We start from the raw sequence: 15,324 nt of genomic DNA on the forward strand, positions 1-15,324 counted from the left end.
CTAGAAAGGTATTCCATCTCTATCTCTCCCGATGTAAATCAAGTTCAGCAACCTTAACAGCGAGGGGTGAGGAAATGAAGGAATCAAGAATAATCATGCCTCCGCAATATAGAGAGGTATGCCGTGCAGTCTGTGCGATTGTGCATGCCATTATAAATGAGAATCAGTTTTTTTACCAGTCGAAGTTGAAAAACAGGATTTCCCGGTTACGAAGAAACTCATTTGCTGATAATGGAGTAATTGTTGAACTAGACCAGGGTGACGTGAAAATAAAAGTATACGTTGACACTGTGGTAGGGAAGTACTCAATCCTTTATACTGCAATGGAGCTCCAGAAGAATATAGAAGAGGAGATTGTGCTGCTGACTTCTATCTTGCCGAAGAAGATTGATGTCATCATAATGGGACTTAATATAAAAAAGACGCAATGATTGCGTCCTTTTTATGTTAAATTGCAAACTTTTCTACTTCAGTTTTCACATCGTTTAAAAGCTTTTCGCACTGGCTGACAAGTGCTTTCGGGAATTGCTCACCTTCACCATATTCAACGCCATGCGGGTAGTAATGTTTTCCCAGCAAAGGAGTCATCAACTGAACGATGGCTTTGTGTGCTCCAATATCACCTTCATGAGCATAGCCCTGGACACGCAAATAAAATGTTCCTTCTTTAACCACAATCTTTTTGTCATAGGTTACTCTCTCATAGTCCCATTGTCCTTCACGTACCAGACCATGCTCTAACATAACCTCATCAAGACGGTTCAAGTCAGCCTTTAGGTTTTCAATACCTGTATTTTCGAATTTCATCCTTTTCCCTCCTAAAAAACACACTGCAGTAATATCACCTAAAATAGATTATATCTCAAATTTAATAATAGTAAAAATATGCTTAAGTTGCAATGAATATAAAAGCGAATTTCTGCTTTCTTCTTCTGCTTATGAACGGGAAAGCAGAGAAATAAGAATTATGTAATTGAGGGCATAATTAGCATTATACGGGCTACCCTAACAGTGAGTAGGCTAAGCTTTGATTCATAAGGAGGAAAAGAAAGTGCGTAAAATCCGTGATATCATGACTAGTGATGTTGAAACCTGTACTTTGTTGGACAATGTATTCGAAGTGGCAGTTAAAATGAAAGAATGGAATGTTGGCTCCATCCCAATCGTAGATGAGGATAAACTCGTCGGCATGATTACCGACCGGGACATTGTCATTAGAGGGATAGCAGAAAAACATCCGCCGTCATCAAAGGTTGAAAGTGTCATGAGTGACCATCTCGTTACAGCAACGCCTGATATGTCCACTAAAGAAGCAACCAAACTGATGGCGGATCATCAAATAAGAAGGCTGCCTGTAGTTGAAGGTGAAAAATTAGTAGGAATCGTAGCGTTAGGAGACTTTGCTGTAAACGAAATGACAGACGAACAAGCCCAGAACGCCCTATCAGAAATTTCAGAGCCTGGAAACCATATGCAGTAGACTAAGGCACTCATAATGGGTGCCTTTTACCATCATTTCTCCGGAAAATGTCCACACCTTTTCAGTAAGGGTGGTTGTTTGATTTTACATCGAGCAAGCGATATGTTAAAAGTAGGATAACCAGTGATATTGCAAGTAATAGTGTCAATCGTGTTAAAGTTCAATTATTTTTTTGAGTCCTATAGAACACTTCTATTAAAACGAACACTATAAATGATATAATAATTTCAAAAATCACTCATATAGTGATAGAGAGATTATAGTGTCTTTTGACTCACATTAGTGTAGCTGGCAACAGTCAAAAAGGGGGGATCTACCTGAGAACTATTGCAAGGATATTAGTTTTTGCCGCAATTTTTTTACTTATTGGTTTATACATGGGATATAACAAGGAAGATAATGAGGAAATGGTAATCGAAGAGAAATCCACTCCTAAAATAGATGAATCCCTCGAAGAGGACATCAGTGAACAAAGTATCAGCGAGGGTGTTGATCAGCCTTCACAAGGTGTTGGTTCTTTGTTAGGGAAGGATATTGACTCTCTTAAGGCGACCTTAGGTGAACCATCAAGAGTTGACCTTTCAGCCTATGGCTTTCACTGGTGGATCTTTAATAATGGCCCCGAAGAATATATCCAGGCTGGTGTCTTGAATGACAAGGTGGTGACGGCTTACGGCATTGGTCCTTCGGTAAATGTCCAGCCATTTAAAATTGGCCAGCCGATTGAAGAAATTTTCTCTATGAATGTTATAGAACCTGATGTAACATTTGAATATAATGGAAGCTCCTATAAGTTCGAGCTGTCCGAGCAGGATATGAACACACGTCCCATTATAAAAATGGGGGAGTACTTTGTTCAGCTCTATATTGATAAATTCACTAGTTCTGTTTCTAGCATCCGTTATATGGATAAGGAAACAATCGTCAAACAGCGGCCATATGAAATGGTCTACAGAGGAACGCTGATCGAACCGCCTGTATTGTCGGAAGGGGATTGGGTCAGGATTGAAGCCGGTCTCGAAAAACAAATCCTGGACATTACAAATGCAATCAGATCTAGGCATGAGCTTCAAACGCTTGAATGGAATGAAAAAACAGCAGAAGTTGCCTATGCCCATAGCAAGGATATGGCCATTGAGGACTATTTTTCACATGAATCTGAAAAACACGGGGATTTATCGGAAAGGCTAAAAGCAGCTGAGATTTTGTATCAATTGGCTGGGGAAAACATTGCAGCTAACTATACAGATGGACCAGCTGTTGTTGAAGGCTGGCTGAATAGTGAAGCCCACCGTGAGGCATTATTGAACGAAGAATTCACTCATCTTGGTGTAGGCGTATATCAAAGGCATTATACCCAGAACTTCTTGAAAATGTGGGAAGAACCACAGTAATTGCTATTTTACATTCATTCATTAAGTATAACGAAGGAGCATGACCCGTATGAGGTCATGCTCCTTCGTTTTGCTTGATGGCCCTGTTGATTGAAAAGAAACCTTGTTTCCAGCTGCCGTAAAGATGTACCAGATCCCCCTCATGGAATAGAGGTGGAACTGCGCCTTTTCTCAGTGGCGTCACTTTTTTTACAGTTAACTCCTTTATTCCTGTGTTGATTTTTAAAAGTGTTATATGATTAAACCGATGATAATAGAAACGCTCATTATATTCAGTAACCTCGATGATTCTTCCGCTAACGATTGCTTCTTCAGGAATATTTTCAAGTTCAATCCATTCCTGGAAATTCGCCTGCATTTCTTTCTTCGTCAGCCAGTAAAAATAGGCCAGGACAATCGGAATCGCAATTGCTGTAACCATTATTGATCACCTTATTTATGCTGTTTTTTTACAACAAAAAAGCTTCCTGATGAATGCGCGATTTTTTTGCCATCGGATCTGAAAACATCGGCTTCAAGGACGACGGTGCTTCTTCCTTTATGAATCAGCGTAGCTTTACAATGGAGATTGTCACCGATTCCTGGCGCAAGGTAATGGATGTTAATTTGAGATGTGACAGCGGCGAAACCTTCTGGCAGCAGTTTATTGGCAAGTGTGCCCATCGCTGTGTCGAGTATCGTGGCAGTAAAACCGCCATGGACTATGCCAAGGGTATTATCGAGCACATTTGTAATCGGTATATCAATTTCGCAAGTTTCATGATCGAGTCTTCTGTCCATATGCAGAAGGCCGTCGATATAGGTACTGTTTTTTCCGCTTAGTTTATTTTTAACCCCGGCGAGCACCGTTCTGAGAGCTTCAAGTTCCTGCTCGCCCGATAACGAGATGCATTCGTCTAAAAGCTTTTGCAATTCTTTTTCCACTATATTATTACCTCTTTCTTTATGGCTTCGTTCCTTTAATTTCGAATGAAAATCATTATTTTAAAAAAGCCATTTTCTAATCTGTTATTTATTTTAACACTTTAAAAAACTTAGATGAAGTTTTAAAGTTGTGCGCGACAATAAAGCAGTTATTAAAATTGCCAGGAAACCACGAATAAACAGAAGGGTTCTCTTAGAACAACAATTTTTCATTAAGGTCCTTCACCAATACCTGTGAGTTTCATATGCTATTATAGGCATTTGTTACACTGTGAGGTGAAAGCTATGGCCAAAAAGAAACTGCATCCCTCTGTAGAAAAGTTCAAGGAATTTGTAAAAAACCACCCAGAGCTCGTGCAGGAGGTCAGGAAGGGAAATACAACCTGGCAGGAAATGTATGAAGATTGGTACCTGCTCGGTGATGATGATCCAAAATGGAATAAAAGCATGAATGAAAAGGATGAAAAAAGCGAAGAAAAGGAAAAGAAGACGGATTGGTTAGGGACGATAATGGGTGCTGTAAAAAATATGGATCCGGAGCAGGTGCAAGGACAAATCCATAATATAAGCCAGGCGCTTGGTGCGATTCAGGGGGTGCTTTCCCAGTTTCAGGGCAGTAAAGGAGGCCAGCAGCCATCTAAAGGTTCGGGGCCTGCACATCCTTTTTCCTTCAGGCAGGATTAGAATGGAGGCTGAAAATGCGTAAAGATGTTATGGAGCAATTACGATCGAATAAAGAATTGATCGAGTTTGTCCGATCCCAGCCAAACTGGTACAGGAAGCTGAGCAGGGATCCAAGAGAAATTTATTCTGCAGAGATCGCCGCGCTGCACCATTTTGAAAAAACGATCCCGCATAAGGTTCAAAAATTCTCCAACAATGTCCAGATGGCCTCAATGATGATGCATATGTTCTCGAGCATGAATTCCCAATCATGACAAAGCTTTCTTCTGAATGAGGAAAGCTTTGATTATTTTAAAGCAGGCATATGATGGCTTTCAGTTGGCCGGTCCGCAAAGTTTCGCTTTTCTGGCAGTTTCATGGTAAAATGAGGTTCGGAGGTGAGCCAGCATTGTTTGCTGTTACATCAGAAAGAGTATTATTGTTGGAAGAAGCTGAACAGTTAGTCAGCATGATTTTACAATCTGATATTGCCGAGAATTATCGGGAATGTTTATATAATGTTAAAAACAATCCGGAGACACAGAAGAAGGTTCGTGAATTTGTGGACATGAAGGAACGTTATGAAGAGGTTCAGCGTTTCGGAAAGTACCATCCTGACTATAAGGAAGTCATGGGCAAAATCAGGATTGTGAAAAGAGAGCTGGACATGGATGAGGTAATCGCCGAATTCAAGAAAGCGGAAAATGATTTGCAAAGCCTGCTTGATGAGGTCAGCGTGATCATCGGCAGATCCGTTTCGGAGAGCGTGAAAGTTCCTACCGGGAATCCATTCTTCGAAAGCTCTTGCGGAGGCGGATGCGGCAGCGGAGGAAGCTGTGGATGCTCTGCATAAATCGTTGCCAAAAGCATGGATTATCCATGCTTTTTTCTTATAATTAAGCTTTGTTTGAGCGCGATACAGGGTTAAATAGGATTGATTATTGAAAAAACTGGTTTTTGTATGCTAGACTAGTACAAAGCATACGTTTACCAAAGGGGAAAAGAATATGATAGGACAGAGGCAGGGAATCATCGTCTGGCTGTATTCATTAAAACAGGCCAAGATGCTCAGAAGATTTGGCAATGTTCATTTTGTCTCGAAAAAATTGAAATATGCAGTAATATATTGCAATTTGGATGAGGCAGAGTCGCTGATGGAAAAAATCAATTCATATTCGTTTGTTAAAAAGGTGGAACCTTCCTATAAACCATTCTTAAAGATGGAATTCGAAAACTCTTCCCCTGACAAAGCAAAAGAATATGATTATAAGATGGGAATATAGAAGCATATAAGTAAAAGAGGGTGTCCAAAAAAGCTATTCAACTTTTGGGCACCTTCTTAATTTTTAATATTAGCTTGTTAAATTGGTCCGTTGATTTCCGTTCCAGGCGCGTCGCTTTCCGCGGGGCTAGCGCTGAGCCTCCTCATCGCTTCGCTCTTGCGGGGTCTCATCTGGCCAGCTGATCCCGCAGGAGTCTTCGCGCCTTCCACTCCAATCAACTCCTGTTTAATATTAATTTTAGAAATGTAAATAATTAAAAGAATCCCCTTTTTATTTCTCTACTGCAGCGGCGGAATGTAGTGGTTCAGCCTTAAAATGCCAATGAGGTGTTGATAGTATAATTCTTTTTCGGCGAACATCGTCGATGGCTTGGCATCAAATTCAATGATGGTTTTGCCCAGGTCAGCAGCCATTTCTGCAAACATGTCAAAGCGTTTGTTTTTAAGGACATGGGGGTTTGGGATGCCTTCCCTGCAGACATATAGTGGCTGGAATTTCCCAGGGTTTGTTGGCTTTAGTACAACGACAAGGGAGCTTACATCTTTTTCGTTTATTTTTGTATGGATCGCCATCAAATGCATCAATCGATGCTGGTTTGCCCTGGCAGTTTCTATTAATTCGTAAAGATCTGAATATCCTTCACCAAGCTCAATAAAACGCTGAATCAATCTGAATTACCCCTTCCAACTTATCATTCCATCATACTTTACCATTTGTGAACAGAAAATTGAAGCGTTTGTCAGACTTGATCCTTTTTAAAAAAGGCTGTTTTCGTAAAGAAAGTTGTTAAAATCTTAAAGCCGATTTTAACGTGATAAAAAGCCATTTTGTAGTTCGGAATTTAGTGTGCAAGTTCTTTTCTCATATTATGCTTTAATGTTATGAAGAAACATGGGTCATTCAAGCCTATTTTGTAGTCAATAGCAACAAAGTTTGAGAAAAGAGCCTTAAAAAAGTGAAAACTTTGTCTTACGCTCCTCCGTTGTTTTTGCTATTTTAATAGTAGTAGAGAGTGGGGAGTAAAACAATGAAAAAGGTGTCTATCCTGATGATCTCAGGATTATTCATAGTTATTTGCACAGCTGTTCTATGGCAATGGAATACATTTTCGGAAGAGAGAGGCAGACCAGTTGAACGAAAGGAAGAAGCCTCTATCGTTGCTTCGGTGAGGGTGGAGTCGAACCAGCTTCTAGTAAAGCAGATTTTTCATGGTTTGGAGTCGAACCGGCAATACCAGGCCGTCATTCCGGCACAGGCTGCCGAGGTTAAATGCACCGATGCAGAAGAGAAGCCCTGTGGGGATGGATTTTTGCCAAAAGGAGAAAAGCTTCAGTTTGAGTACATTTTAAAAACTGGTCCTGGGCTTTCGCTTCTTTTGAATGATTGGATGATTGTACTGAAGGAAGCAGCGGTCAACAAGACGAGAATTGAGATAATAGACCAATATAACAGAAAAGGGACATGGGCTGCCGGGCTCCCATTGAAGGGCTTTAAGCAAACGGAATTACTGCGCTATTATGTGTTTGAAGGGGTTCAATCAACTCCTTCGCTATATTGGCAGGAAAAGCCCCTTTTTAAACTAAATGGACAAAAGGGTGTCAATTATTATATCAGTAAGAAGGAACAGATCATTTACGAATTTGACAGTCTTGGAACCTTTTCCGACAATCATTTATCTGTAGTCATTACAGAGGGTCAAAGGGCGATCCATGGAACCGGGCTCTTGCTGGTTGGAAACATGCTGACCGACAAGGAAATTGAGCGACAATTGGCAACGGCCTTCCTGGCTTCCAAGTTTGGATCAGCCAGGGGAAAAGAAGGATGGACTATTGAGGCGCTCACGTCACTGGTTACAAAACAGGAACCCGAAAGTGCCAAAAGCAAAGCGATGGTCAGAGAACTGGCGAAGGCTTTGACAGCGGAAGAAACCGCTGCATTTATCACCTATTTTTCAAAAGAGAGACATCTTGATGTCAGCTCGCTCGATGAGTATTTGTCATTAATCAAAGGGATGAACACAAAGTTCTTCTTAGAAAACAGCCAAAAAGGTCAAGCAGGATTTCCAATGCTTTTCACAGACGCAAGGAGCGTCATCGTGAATGGAAATCAAAAGGATGAACTGGAGGTTGTGATCAGAGGCGGGGAGCAACTATTTCCATTAGTGCCGACCATGGCTGCTCTAGGGTATAAAGCAAAAATAGGAACAGATTTTGAGGTAGTGGAACTCTCATCTGACAGCAGCCAATATTCCTTCAACCTAAAGAATAAAACATTCATTCTAGATGGCCAAAGCTTCGGGCTTCTTGAAAATCCATTCCAGTACCTGAATGGAGAGTGGTACCTGGAAAAGCGCTGGCTTCATGCGATCTTCAAGGTGCGAATTTCGGAAAGTGATGAAAGGATATTTCTTGAAGTATAATTATTTGCAGCCTTTTTTAAGGCAAAAAAAAAGCCCTGCAGTTTCTGCAGGGTCCTTCTATATCCTGTCAACAGGATAGAAGGCAAAGGGAGAGGAGAAACCGGAGGAAGAACTTATGGGGAAACGTAAGTCTTCTCCGCGGTTGGCAACAACATCCTCAAATTGATGTTGTTAATCATCATTATTTCCACATTAGGAAGGGATATACACTTATTTGGTTAATTTTTTATATGTGTGGTAGGATAAGGGAGTAATTTACATAAGTGAAAATGCTTAAATGATTGAGGAGTATAAAATATGAGAGTTGTATCAGGTGATTTGAAGGGCCGCGTTTTGAAAGCGGTACCCGGAACGTCCACAAGGCCTACTACTGATAAAGTGAAGGAATCGCTGTTCAATATGATCGGGCCTTATTTTACAGGAGGATTGGGCCTGGATTTATTCGCTGGAAGCGGCGGGCTTGGAATTGAAGCTCTAAGCAGGGGCCTGGATAAAGTTATTTTTGTCGACCGTGAAGGCAAGGCAATACATATCATCAATGAAAACCTTAAATCCTGCGGTTTGGAAGAAAAGGCAGAAGTATACCGAAATGATGCTGTCAGGGCTTTGAAGGCCATTCAAAAAAGAGACCTAAAGTTCGATTATATATTCTTGGATCCGCCATATAAAAAACAGCAGCTGGTCAAGCTGCTGGAATTGATTGAAAAAGAAAGGCTTATTCATCATGATGGGTTGATCGTCTGCGAGCATGCTTCTGATATCACCTTGCCAGATAAGGTAGGGGTGCTTGTACAGTCAAGATGCGAAAAATATGGAATTATCGGAATAACTCTTTATAAAGTCGATGCAGATGTTGAGGGGGAAATTTAAGTGGCAAGAGTGGCAGTTTGTCCAGGCAGTTTCGATCCCATTACATTGGGACATTTGGATATCATTACTAGAGCAGCTAAGGTATTCGATGAGCTGTATGTAGTTGTTTTGAATAATTCTTCAAAGCAGCCTCTGTTTACGGTAGAGGAAAGAATTGAACTTATTGAACAGGTGACGAAGGGAATTGCAAATGTAAAAGTAGATTCATTCCAAGGCTTGCTAGTTGATTATGCAGAGAGCGTTAACGCCGATGCCATTATCAGGGGCTTGCGGGCTGTTTCGGATTTTGAGTATGAAATGCAAATCACATCCATGAACAGAGTGCTGAGCGATAAAATCGAGACTTTTTTCATTATGACAAACAATCAGTATTCATTCTTGAGTTCAAGTATCGTTAAAGAAGTTGCAAAGTATGATGGGAAAATCTCCGAATTGGTTCCGCCTGAGGTCGAAGAGGCTTTGCTAAAAAAATTCAGGAATGAAGAGAAGAAATAACGGGCAGAGATGCCCGTTATTTCTCTTTTAAAATGCGATTTCCAAGTAACCAGACATAAACGAGTAAACTGGCGATCGTAATCAAAGGTCCTGCCGTGACGAGCATATGATGTGCGTCTGCCAGGCGGCTGCCTTCCGAAGTTAGGTATTCCATTACCGGCAGGGCATTCGATGGCTGGCCATCCTCAAAGTAGCGCTCATAAACCGGCTTCCATAAAATGAATGCATAGAATGCCGCAAAGAACCCATGAAGGATTCTTGCAAAGAAGAAAGGCTGGAAGCGTATGTCTGTCTGGGCAAGAATACTGGCAACCTGAGCCTGGACACTAAACCCGCTGAATGCAAGAATGAAGCTGGTTATAACTGCCTGATGCATCAAAGTGGCTTCCTGGATCTGGCTGGTCATCTGGCTGCCGAGAGTGATTTCGAATAGGCCTGAAATGAATGGAAGGCTCAAACTTTCTGTCATGCCAAGCATCACAAGCAGCATTTCAAGGAATTCAGCCAGGAATGCGGTGATGTGAAGATGGAATAATAGTTTATTAATAACCGAGAATAAGATAATGAATCCGCCAATCATCAACAACGTCTGAATCGAGGACGTCACAGCGTCACCCAGCAGTTTTCCTATCGGGCGATTGTCTTTTATCCTTGTCCTGTGCAAAGCGGCAAATGCATCCCTGATCGTAAGGTTTCTTTCCTTTTCCTTTGTGCTATTTTCTTCGTTCCTGCCGTAGAACCTCATTACCAACCCTACACTGATGTTTCCCAGGTAGTGGGCCAGTGCCAGAATAACACCGAGCTGGACATTATAAAAGAACCCAACTGATACTGCACCAAAAATGAATAGCGGGTTAGATGAATTTGTAAAAGATACTAGTCTTTCTGCCTCGATTTTTGACAGCTGCCCTTCCTGGCGCATTCTGGCCGTCAGCTTTGCACCGGCAGGAAAGCCGGAAGCCATGCCCATCGCCCAGACAAAACCGCCAACACCTGGTACCTTGAACAGTGGCCTCATCAGAGGTTCCAGCAAAACACCAATAAAACGAACGACACCAAATCCAATCAGCATTTCGGAAACGATGAAAAAAGGAAGGAGTGAGGGAAAGACAATTTCCCACCACATATTCAAGCCTCTAATCGATGCATCAAAGGATTGCTGGGGAAAAGAAATGAGTGAAGCAGCCAGTAAAGTGACGGAGGCTGCAAGGAAAAGTGTTTTCATTCTTGATTTTAGCACCTAAAATCCTCCTTCCTGCGGTCTTGCTGTGAAACTGTATGAATCAATGGTAAAATAGAAGGAAACTCACCAGAGGGATCGTTTTCCATTCAAGATCCGAGTATATGTTCTTATTGACCGAATGCAGTAGTCGTTCAAGCTTGTTATATCTTTTTGAAAGCTGGCAGTATTCGCGTTGTTTCTTATTTTTAGGATTCTTATATGTATCGGGCTGTGTTTAAATGAGGCCGCATACTGGAGATTCATTTATATTTTGTTGTCACAGCAAAAAAGTTTGCGGAATAGAGCCGGAAAAATACATAAACAATGATTAGTTGTCAGCCTTGTCCTCATATAAATCAATATACTCGCTGAACTCCAAATTAGACCAAGTTTAGTCTGTATCGAAAAATTCATGGTTTTAAGGGAGGAAAAAGCTTTGGCAAGTCCAAAGATCGGTTTAGCTCTTGGATCAGGTGGAGCACGGGGATTTGCCCATCTGGGTGTCATAAAAGTATTAAGAGATGAAGGCATCCCAATCGATTTGATTGCCGGGAGCAGTATGGGTGCACTAGTGGCTTCATTTTACGGTGCGGGCCTTGACGTCGACCGGCTTTATAAACTATCGCGTGTATTCAAGCGGAAGTATTATCTCGATTTTACGGTCCCTAAAATGGGATTTATCGCCGGCAAAAGGGTGAAGGAGCTTATCAGGATTTTCACCCATGGCAAAATGATCGAGGAGCTGGATATCCCAATTGGCATTGTTGCAACAGACCTGATGTCAGGGGAGAAGGTCGTCTTTAAAAAAGGACCTGTGGCGGAAGCTGTAAGGGCAAGCATCGCAATCCCGGGCATTTTTGTTCCGGAAAAGCTGGACGGAAGATTGTTCGTTGATGGCGGAGTTGTTGACCGGATCCCTGTTTCTGTCGCTAAGGAGATGGGAGCAGATATTGTGATCGCAGTGGATGTATCCAGCGTGAAGATCAACGAGGATGTTACCTCAATTTTCGATGTCATCATGCAGAGTATTGATATCATGCAAATGGAGCTAGTCGCCAATCGAGAGGTCGCGTCGGATGTAATGCTCAGGCCGCCTGTTGAAATGTTTAATTCAAAAGCATTCACTAATATTGATGAAATCATCGCAATCGGTGAAGAAGAAGCTAAAAAGCACATCGATAAGATAAGAAAGTGCATTGAACAATGGAAGGAGCCACAAACAGAATGAGCAGAAAAAAGTCTATAGGTCTGTCTATATTGGCAGCTATATTAATAATGGCTAGCGCTCTTTTTTACTTGCCTTACTATGTTACAAAACCGGGAATGGCAAAGGAGCTGGAACCGATTGTCGAGGTTGAAGACGGTTATGATGAAGAAGGAAGTTTCATGCTGACGACAGTCAGGATGGGAAGAGCGAATATATATGCCTATGTCATTGCCAAGCTGAGCAAATATCAGGAAATCTTTCCAGTAGAAGATATAAGGGCGGAGAATGAATCGGATGAAGAATATAATATTCGCCAGCTGCACATGATGGATAACTCGAAGACATCGGCAATTGAGGTCGCCTATAAAAAAGCAGGAAAATCAGTAGGCTACAACTATAAAGGAGTTTATGTATTAAGGATAATGGATGGAATGCCTGCTGAAGGCAAGCTCATGCCTGGCGATCTGGTTTTCAAGGTCGATGGGAATGAATTTGAATCATCTGATGAGTTCATTGATTATGTTAGTTCAAAAAAGCCAGGGGATACGGTCGAGCTTTCCTATAAGCGGAATGGGAAAACAAATTCAGTGAAAATTCCACTAAAGGCACTGGATGATGGCAGCAATCGACCGGTAGTAGGGATCCAGCTGGTGGATGACAAAGAAATTGACGTTGAGCCTGAAGTAACAGTACAATCGGAGGAAATCGGCGGACCTTCGGCTGGACTTATGTTTTCTTTGGAAATCTACAACCAATTGACAGAGGAAGATTTGACAAAAGGATATGAAATAGCTGGTACAGGCACAATGAGTCCCGACGGAACGGTAGGAAGAATCGGGGGAATCCAGCAGAAAGTAGTAGCTGCAGATAAGGCAGGTGCAGAAATCTTCTTTGCTCCGTTTGAAAAAGGTGCAAAGGGATCGAACTACGAAGAAGCACTTATAGCGGCTGAAGATATTGATACAAAAATGAGAATAGTTCCTGTGGATACTTTCGATGAAGCTGTATCCTATCTGGAAAATTTAAAAGAAAAATCAAGCTGAAGCCAGCTTGATTTTTTTTATCTGAAAGATTTCATTAAGGTTCATCGACGGATATTTTTCAACATGATTGGCGGCCGGCTGAATTCTTCTGCAAGCAGCTGTTCCTGGCCATGTTCACTCTGGCCTAGAGCATAAATCCTTGATGCTTTGATATCTAGTTCGATGTCAGGGTCAGAAAAAGCAGACAGTTTTGAAACGAGCGGCAGACTGAAATCCTTCTTCTTGGAATTCAGGTAGGAACGGCCTTTTTCCGTTGCACCTAATAACCTTAAATAATTCACTGTTTTTTGGCTTGTTTTCATGGTGTCTTTGCGTGTATTAGTTAAGATATGCAGGCATACTCTCTGCAGCCTTGTCCATGTATATCGCTTGGTTTTGATTGATTCCATGAATTGCTGAAAAGAGCGAGAGGTAGATGCAGCGGCAAGCAATCTATTCTCCAGTCCTTCTTCGACCTCATAAAACTCCCTTAATTCTGAAGAACTGCTCTGGGTCAGTTTATATTTCAATAAAGGCCAGTAATTTTCCCATGAATGGAATCCGCCATATTGATCTCTGTAGTTTATTAGCTGAGCATATGTTGTTTCTGGTACGTATTGCTTAATACTTTCAATCTCTCCTGCCGCTCCAAACAATGCTTTTCGTATGCTTGTCGCGCTGGCTATTGTGGCTGATGCAAAATGCTCGTCATGGTAGCCGGCATTCTTCCTGGTGATCGTTTCAGCTTTCATGAAGCTTTCTTGCCTGATGATCGCCTGTATGTAATGAAGTCCGAGAATGTTATTCGGCTGTGAAATATCGATGAAGCTTTCAGATGGAGCAAGCGATTGGAAGCTAAGAGCGATTGATTTAGGGTAACTATGGCCTTCCCCAGTATAAAATTTTATTTTTTTCTGGAATTCTTCATTGTTTTCCTCAAGAAAGGCAACCGTATTAGTGAATGCTTCCAAATCACCGGATTCGCTGCCGAAACAAAGAGTGTCGCAGCCAGCACTAGAAAGAATCGAAACGGCCCCTTCTGCGAAAGTTTCCGCATGCTGAGTCGCAAAACGGTAAGGAAGCTCAAAAACGATGTCAACGCCTGCCTCAAGAGCCATCTTTGTCCTCGCCCATTTTGAGACAAGGGCTGGCTCCCCGCGCTGCAGGAAGTTCCCGCTCATCGCTGCAATCGAAAGATCTGCATCAGTTTGTTCCATCGCCTGCTGCAGGTGAAATAAATGGCCATTATGGAAAGGATTATACTCTACAACAACGCCAACAGCTTTCATTCTTGTACTCCTTCATGTTAAGATGGTTATTGCATTGCTTTGAAGTTTAATTTAAAGTATTTATGTAAATTATAGTGTAAAGAAAAAATATTGACAAATGAATACGCGAAGGTCTATAATTACCTTTGTTGCCTTGGGGTGATTCTATGAAATGGACAATAAGTCAGATACAAAAACATCGAAACAAGGACTTTCTAATCGATGAGTTTGTCCGAATGGACTCGATAAAGGAAACAGAACCAACAATCCGTGAGGTATCTCCCATCCATCTAACTGGCAGGGCGGATATCAGTGCCACCAGAGTGACATTCCATATCCGGATTGATGGACATCTAATTCTTCCTTGTTCGCGGACACTGGTTGATGTAAAATATCCAATTGATGTGGAAACAACTGAAACTTTCATGTTAAACAGCCATGACTATGAGGCTGATGAGGAAGTTCATCAAGTAACAGGCGATGTCATTGATCTTGAACCCATCATCAGGGAGATCTTGCTAGTGGAAGTTCCAATGCAAGTATTCTGTGATGATAGCGCTGGTCAAGAAGGCGCACCCCAGTCAGGTAAGGATTGGGAAGTAATCGAGGAACAGGAGAAATCCGAAAAACTTGATCCCCGACTTGCCGGGCTTGCAAAATTCTTTGAGGACTCTAAGGATTCCTCTGACTAATCGATTAAAAAAGAGCGTGGAGGTCCAGAAAAGGACTGGCCTTCATAAACTTTCTTATTCCTTTTAAGGAGGTGGGAAGAATGGCTGTACCATTTAGAAGAACGTCTAAAACTGCGAAAAGAAAACGCCGTACTCATTTTAAATTACAAGTTCCGGGTATGGTAGCATGCCCTAACTGCGGTGAAATGAAACTTGCTCACCGTGTGTGCAAAGCTTGCGGAACATACAAAGGGAAAGAAGTTGTAAACGACTAATTTTCTCGTGAAAAAGCACAGGATGCAACTGCATCCCTGTGCTTTTTTTCGTTTAAGCAGACTTGAAAAATCCGCATCAAAAAAATTCAACGCTAACCTTATCATGGTATTATCAGACTTGAATTTAAACA

20 protein-coding genes are annotated in these 15,324 nt (G+C 41.7%); 14 read left to right on the forward strand and 6 right to left on the reverse strand.

Annotated features, from left to right (window positions below; genetic code table 11):
- The first annotated feature begins 74 nt into the window (after positions 1 to 74).
- Positions 75 to 431, forward strand: a complete 357-nt coding sequence (locus J7I80_RS02695; protein WP_214735882.1) for an Asp23/Gls24 family envelope stress response protein — start codon at positions 75 to 77, stop codon at positions 429 to 431.
- Positions 432 to 447: 16 nt separating this feature from the next.
- On the opposite strand, the gene J7I80_RS02700 is transcribed toward J7I80_RS02695, so the two are convergent.
- A complete protein-coding gene (locus J7I80_RS02700; RefSeq protein WP_214735883.1) occupies positions 448 to 807 on the reverse strand; it encodes a YugN family protein in 360 nt (119 codons plus the stop codon).
- A 244-nt stretch (positions 808 to 1,051) separates the two neighbouring features.
- Here J7I80_RS02700 and J7I80_RS02705 point away from each other — a divergent pair, with 244 nt between their 5' ends.
- On the forward strand, positions 1,052 to 1,480 hold the full coding sequence (locus J7I80_RS02705) for a CBS domain-containing protein (protein WP_214735884.1): 429 nt from the start codon (positions 1,052 to 1,054) through the stop codon (positions 1,478 to 1,480).
- Positions 1,481 to 1,797: 317 nt separating this feature from the next.
- Positions 1,798 to 2,874 carry a CAP domain-containing protein gene (locus J7I80_RS02710; RefSeq protein ID WP_483297683.1) on the forward strand — a complete coding sequence of 359 codons (1,077 nt, stop codon included), beginning with the start codon at positions 1,798 to 1,800 and terminating at the stop codon, positions 2,872 to 2,874.
- A gap of 55 nt (positions 2,875 to 2,929) precedes the next feature.
- Here the strand turns inward: J7I80_RS02710 and J7I80_RS02715 are convergent, their stop codons facing one another.
- Both J7I80_RS02715 and J7I80_RS02720 read right to left on the reverse strand, forming a co-directional pair.
- Positions 2,930 to 3,295 (reverse strand): hypothetical protein, encoded by a 366-nt coding sequence (locus J7I80_RS02715; protein WP_214735886.1) that lies wholly within the window; start codon positions 3,293 to 3,295, stop codon positions 2,930 to 2,932.
- An 11-nt stretch (positions 3,296 to 3,306) separates the two neighbouring features.
- Positions 3,307 to 3,798, reverse strand: coding sequence for a PaaI family thioesterase (locus tag J7I80_RS02720; protein WP_214735887.1), 492 nt, complete (start codon positions 3,796 to 3,798; stop codon positions 3,307 to 3,309).
- Between the two features lie 285 nt (positions 3,799 to 4,083).
- On the opposite strand from J7I80_RS02720, the gene ylbD reads away from it, so the two are divergent.
- The 4 genes from ylbD to J7I80_RS02740 all read left to right on the forward strand — a co-directional run bounded on the left by ylbD (position 4,084) and on the right by J7I80_RS02740 (position 5,744).
- A complete protein-coding gene (gene ylbD / locus J7I80_RS02725) occupies positions 4,084 to 4,482 on the forward strand; it encodes a YlbD family protein (protein WP_214735888.1) in 399 nt (132 codons plus the stop codon).
- A gap of 14 nt (positions 4,483 to 4,496) precedes the next feature.
- Positions 4,497 to 4,736, forward strand: a complete 240-nt coding sequence (locus J7I80_RS02730; protein WP_214735889.1) for a YlbE-like family protein — start codon at positions 4,497 to 4,499, stop codon at positions 4,734 to 4,736.
- Between the two features lie 110 nt (positions 4,737 to 4,846).
- Positions 4,847 to 5,314 carry a YlbF/YmcA family competence regulator gene (locus J7I80_RS02735; protein WP_214735965.1) on the forward strand — a complete coding sequence of 156 codons (468 nt, stop codon included), beginning with the start codon at positions 4,847 to 4,849 and terminating at the stop codon, positions 5,312 to 5,314.
- A gap of 154 nt (positions 5,315 to 5,468) precedes the next feature.
- A complete protein-coding gene (locus J7I80_RS02740; protein WP_167831850.1) occupies positions 5,469 to 5,744 on the forward strand; it encodes a YlbG family protein in 276 nt (91 codons plus the stop codon).
- A gap of 278 nt (positions 5,745 to 6,022) precedes the next feature.
- Here J7I80_RS02740 and J7I80_RS02745 read toward each other — a convergent pair whose 3' ends face one another.
- Positions 6,023 to 6,412, reverse strand: coding sequence for a DUF7147 family protein (locus tag J7I80_RS02745; protein ID WP_214735890.1), 390 nt, complete (start codon positions 6,410 to 6,412; stop codon positions 6,023 to 6,025).
- A 359-nt stretch (positions 6,413 to 6,771) separates the two neighbouring features.
- Here J7I80_RS02745 and J7I80_RS02750 point away from each other — a divergent pair, with 359 nt between their 5' ends.
- The 3 genes from J7I80_RS02750 (at position 6,772) to coaD (ending at position 9,528) form a co-directional block, all read left to right on the forward strand.
- Positions 6,772 to 8,163 carry a stalk domain-containing protein gene (locus J7I80_RS02750; RefSeq protein ID WP_214735891.1) on the forward strand — a complete coding sequence of 464 codons (1,392 nt, stop codon included), beginning with the start codon at positions 6,772 to 6,774 and terminating at the stop codon, positions 8,161 to 8,163.
- A 297-nt stretch (positions 8,164 to 8,460) separates the two neighbouring features.
- Positions 8,461 to 9,033 carry a 16S rRNA (guanine(966)-N(2))-methyltransferase RsmD gene (rsmD, locus tag J7I80_RS02755; RefSeq protein ID WP_214735892.1) on the forward strand — a complete coding sequence of 191 codons (573 nt, stop codon included), beginning with the start codon at positions 8,461 to 8,463 and terminating at the stop codon, positions 9,031 to 9,033.
- Positions 9,034 to 9,528 carry a pantetheine-phosphate adenylyltransferase gene (gene coaD, locus J7I80_RS02760; protein WP_214735893.1) on the forward strand — a complete coding sequence of 165 codons (495 nt, stop codon included), beginning with the start codon at positions 9,034 to 9,036 and terminating at the stop codon, positions 9,526 to 9,528.
- Positions 9,529 to 9,544: 16 nt separating this feature from the next.
- Here coaD and ylbJ read toward each other — a convergent pair whose 3' ends face one another.
- A complete protein-coding gene (ylbJ, locus tag J7I80_RS02765) occupies positions 9,545 to 10,768 on the reverse strand; it encodes a sporulation integral membrane protein YlbJ (protein ID WP_214735894.1) in 1,224 nt (407 codons plus the stop codon).
- A gap of 394 nt (positions 10,769 to 11,162) precedes the next feature.
- Between ylbJ and J7I80_RS02770 the strand changes: the two genes are divergently transcribed.
- Both J7I80_RS02770 and J7I80_RS02775 read left to right on the forward strand, forming a co-directional pair.
- On the forward strand, positions 11,163 to 11,978 hold the full coding sequence (locus J7I80_RS02770) for a patatin-like phospholipase family protein (protein ID WP_214735895.1): 816 nt from the start codon (positions 11,163 to 11,165) through the stop codon (positions 11,976 to 11,978).
- On the forward strand, positions 11,975 to 13,000 hold the full coding sequence (locus J7I80_RS02775; protein WP_214735896.1) for a SepM family pheromone-processing serine protease: 1,026 nt from the start codon (positions 11,975 to 11,977) through the stop codon (positions 12,998 to 13,000). The genes J7I80_RS02770 and J7I80_RS02775 overlap by 4 nt, the downstream gene beginning before the upstream one ends.
- Before the next feature lie 41 nt (positions 13,001 to 13,041).
- Here the strand turns inward: J7I80_RS02775 and J7I80_RS02780 are convergent, their stop codons facing one another.
- Positions 13,042 to 14,268 carry a nucleotidyltransferase gene (locus tag J7I80_RS02780; protein WP_214735897.1) on the reverse strand — a complete coding sequence of 409 codons (1,227 nt, stop codon included), beginning with the start codon at positions 14,266 to 14,268 and terminating at the stop codon, positions 13,042 to 13,044.
- Between the two features lie 146 nt (positions 14,269 to 14,414).
- On the opposite strand from J7I80_RS02780, the gene J7I80_RS02785 reads away from it, so the two are divergent.
- Both J7I80_RS02785 and rpmF read left to right on the forward strand, forming a co-directional pair.
- Entirely contained in the window at positions 14,415 to 14,939 is a 525-nt protein-coding gene (locus tag J7I80_RS02785; RefSeq protein ID WP_023615019.1) for a YceD family protein, read from the forward strand.
- Positions 14,940 to 15,019: 80 nt separating this feature from the next.
- Positions 15,020 to 15,193, forward strand: coding sequence for a 50S ribosomal protein L32 (gene rpmF, locus J7I80_RS02790; protein ID WP_023615018.1), 174 nt, complete (start codon positions 15,020 to 15,022; stop codon positions 15,191 to 15,193).
- The last annotated feature ends 131 nt before the right edge of the window (positions 15,194 to 15,324 follow it).

The sequence above is a fragment of the Bacillus sp. ISL-41 genome (assembly GCF_018613235.1).
GTDB lineage: Bacteria > Bacillota > Bacilli > Bacillales > Cytobacillaceae > Mesobacillus.

Excerpts from the sequence above, each read along its gene's own strand:
- J7I80_RS02695 (WP_214735882.1), top strand. The coding sequence starts at position 75 with ATGAAGGAATCAAGAATAATCATGCCTCCGCAATATAGAGAGGTATGC.
- J7I80_RS02700 (WP_214735883.1), bottom strand. The coding sequence starts at position 807 with ATGAAATTCGAAAATACAGGTATTGAAAACCTAAAGGCTGACTTGAAC.
- J7I80_RS02715 (WP_214735886.1), bottom strand. The coding sequence starts at position 3,295 with ATGGTTACAGCAATTGCGATTCCGATTGTCCTGGCCTATTTTTACTGG.
- ylbD (WP_214735888.1), top strand. The coding sequence starts at position 4,084 with ATGGCCAAAAAGAAACTGCATCCCTCTGTAGAAAAGTTCAAGGAATTT.
- J7I80_RS02730 (WP_214735889.1), top strand. The coding sequence starts at position 4,497 with ATGCGTAAAGATGTTATGGAGCAATTACGATCGAATAAAGAATTGATC.
- J7I80_RS02735 (WP_214735965.1), top strand. The coding sequence starts at position 4,847 with ATGAGGTTCGGAGGTGAGCCAGCATTGTTTGCTGTTACATCAGAAAGA.
- J7I80_RS02740 (WP_167831850.1), top strand. The coding sequence starts at position 5,469 with ATGATAGGACAGAGGCAGGGAATCATCGTCTGGCTGTATTCATTAAAA.
- J7I80_RS02750 (WP_214735891.1), top strand. The coding sequence starts at position 6,772 with ATGAAAAAGGTGTCTATCCTGATGATCTCAGGATTATTCATAGTTATT.
- rsmD (WP_214735892.1), top strand. The coding sequence starts at position 8,461 with ATGAGAGTTGTATCAGGTGATTTGAAGGGCCGCGTTTTGAAAGCGGTA.
- J7I80_RS02770 (WP_214735895.1), top strand. The coding sequence starts at position 11,163 with ATGGTTTTAAGGGAGGAAAAAGCTTTGGCAAGTCCAAAGATCGGTTTA.
- J7I80_RS02775 (WP_214735896.1), top strand. The coding sequence starts at position 11,975 with ATGAGCAGAAAAAAGTCTATAGGTCTGTCTATATTGGCAGCTATATTA.
- J7I80_RS02780 (WP_214735897.1), bottom strand. The coding sequence starts at position 14,268 with ATGAAAGCTGTTGGCGTTGTTGTAGAGTATAATCCTTTCCATAATGGC.
- J7I80_RS02785 (WP_023615019.1), top strand. The coding sequence starts at position 14,415 with ATGAAATGGACAATAAGTCAGATACAAAAACATCGAAACAAGGACTTT.
- rpmF (WP_023615018.1), top strand. The coding sequence starts at position 15,020 with ATGGCTGTACCATTTAGAAGAACGTCTAAAACTGCGAAAAGAAAACGC.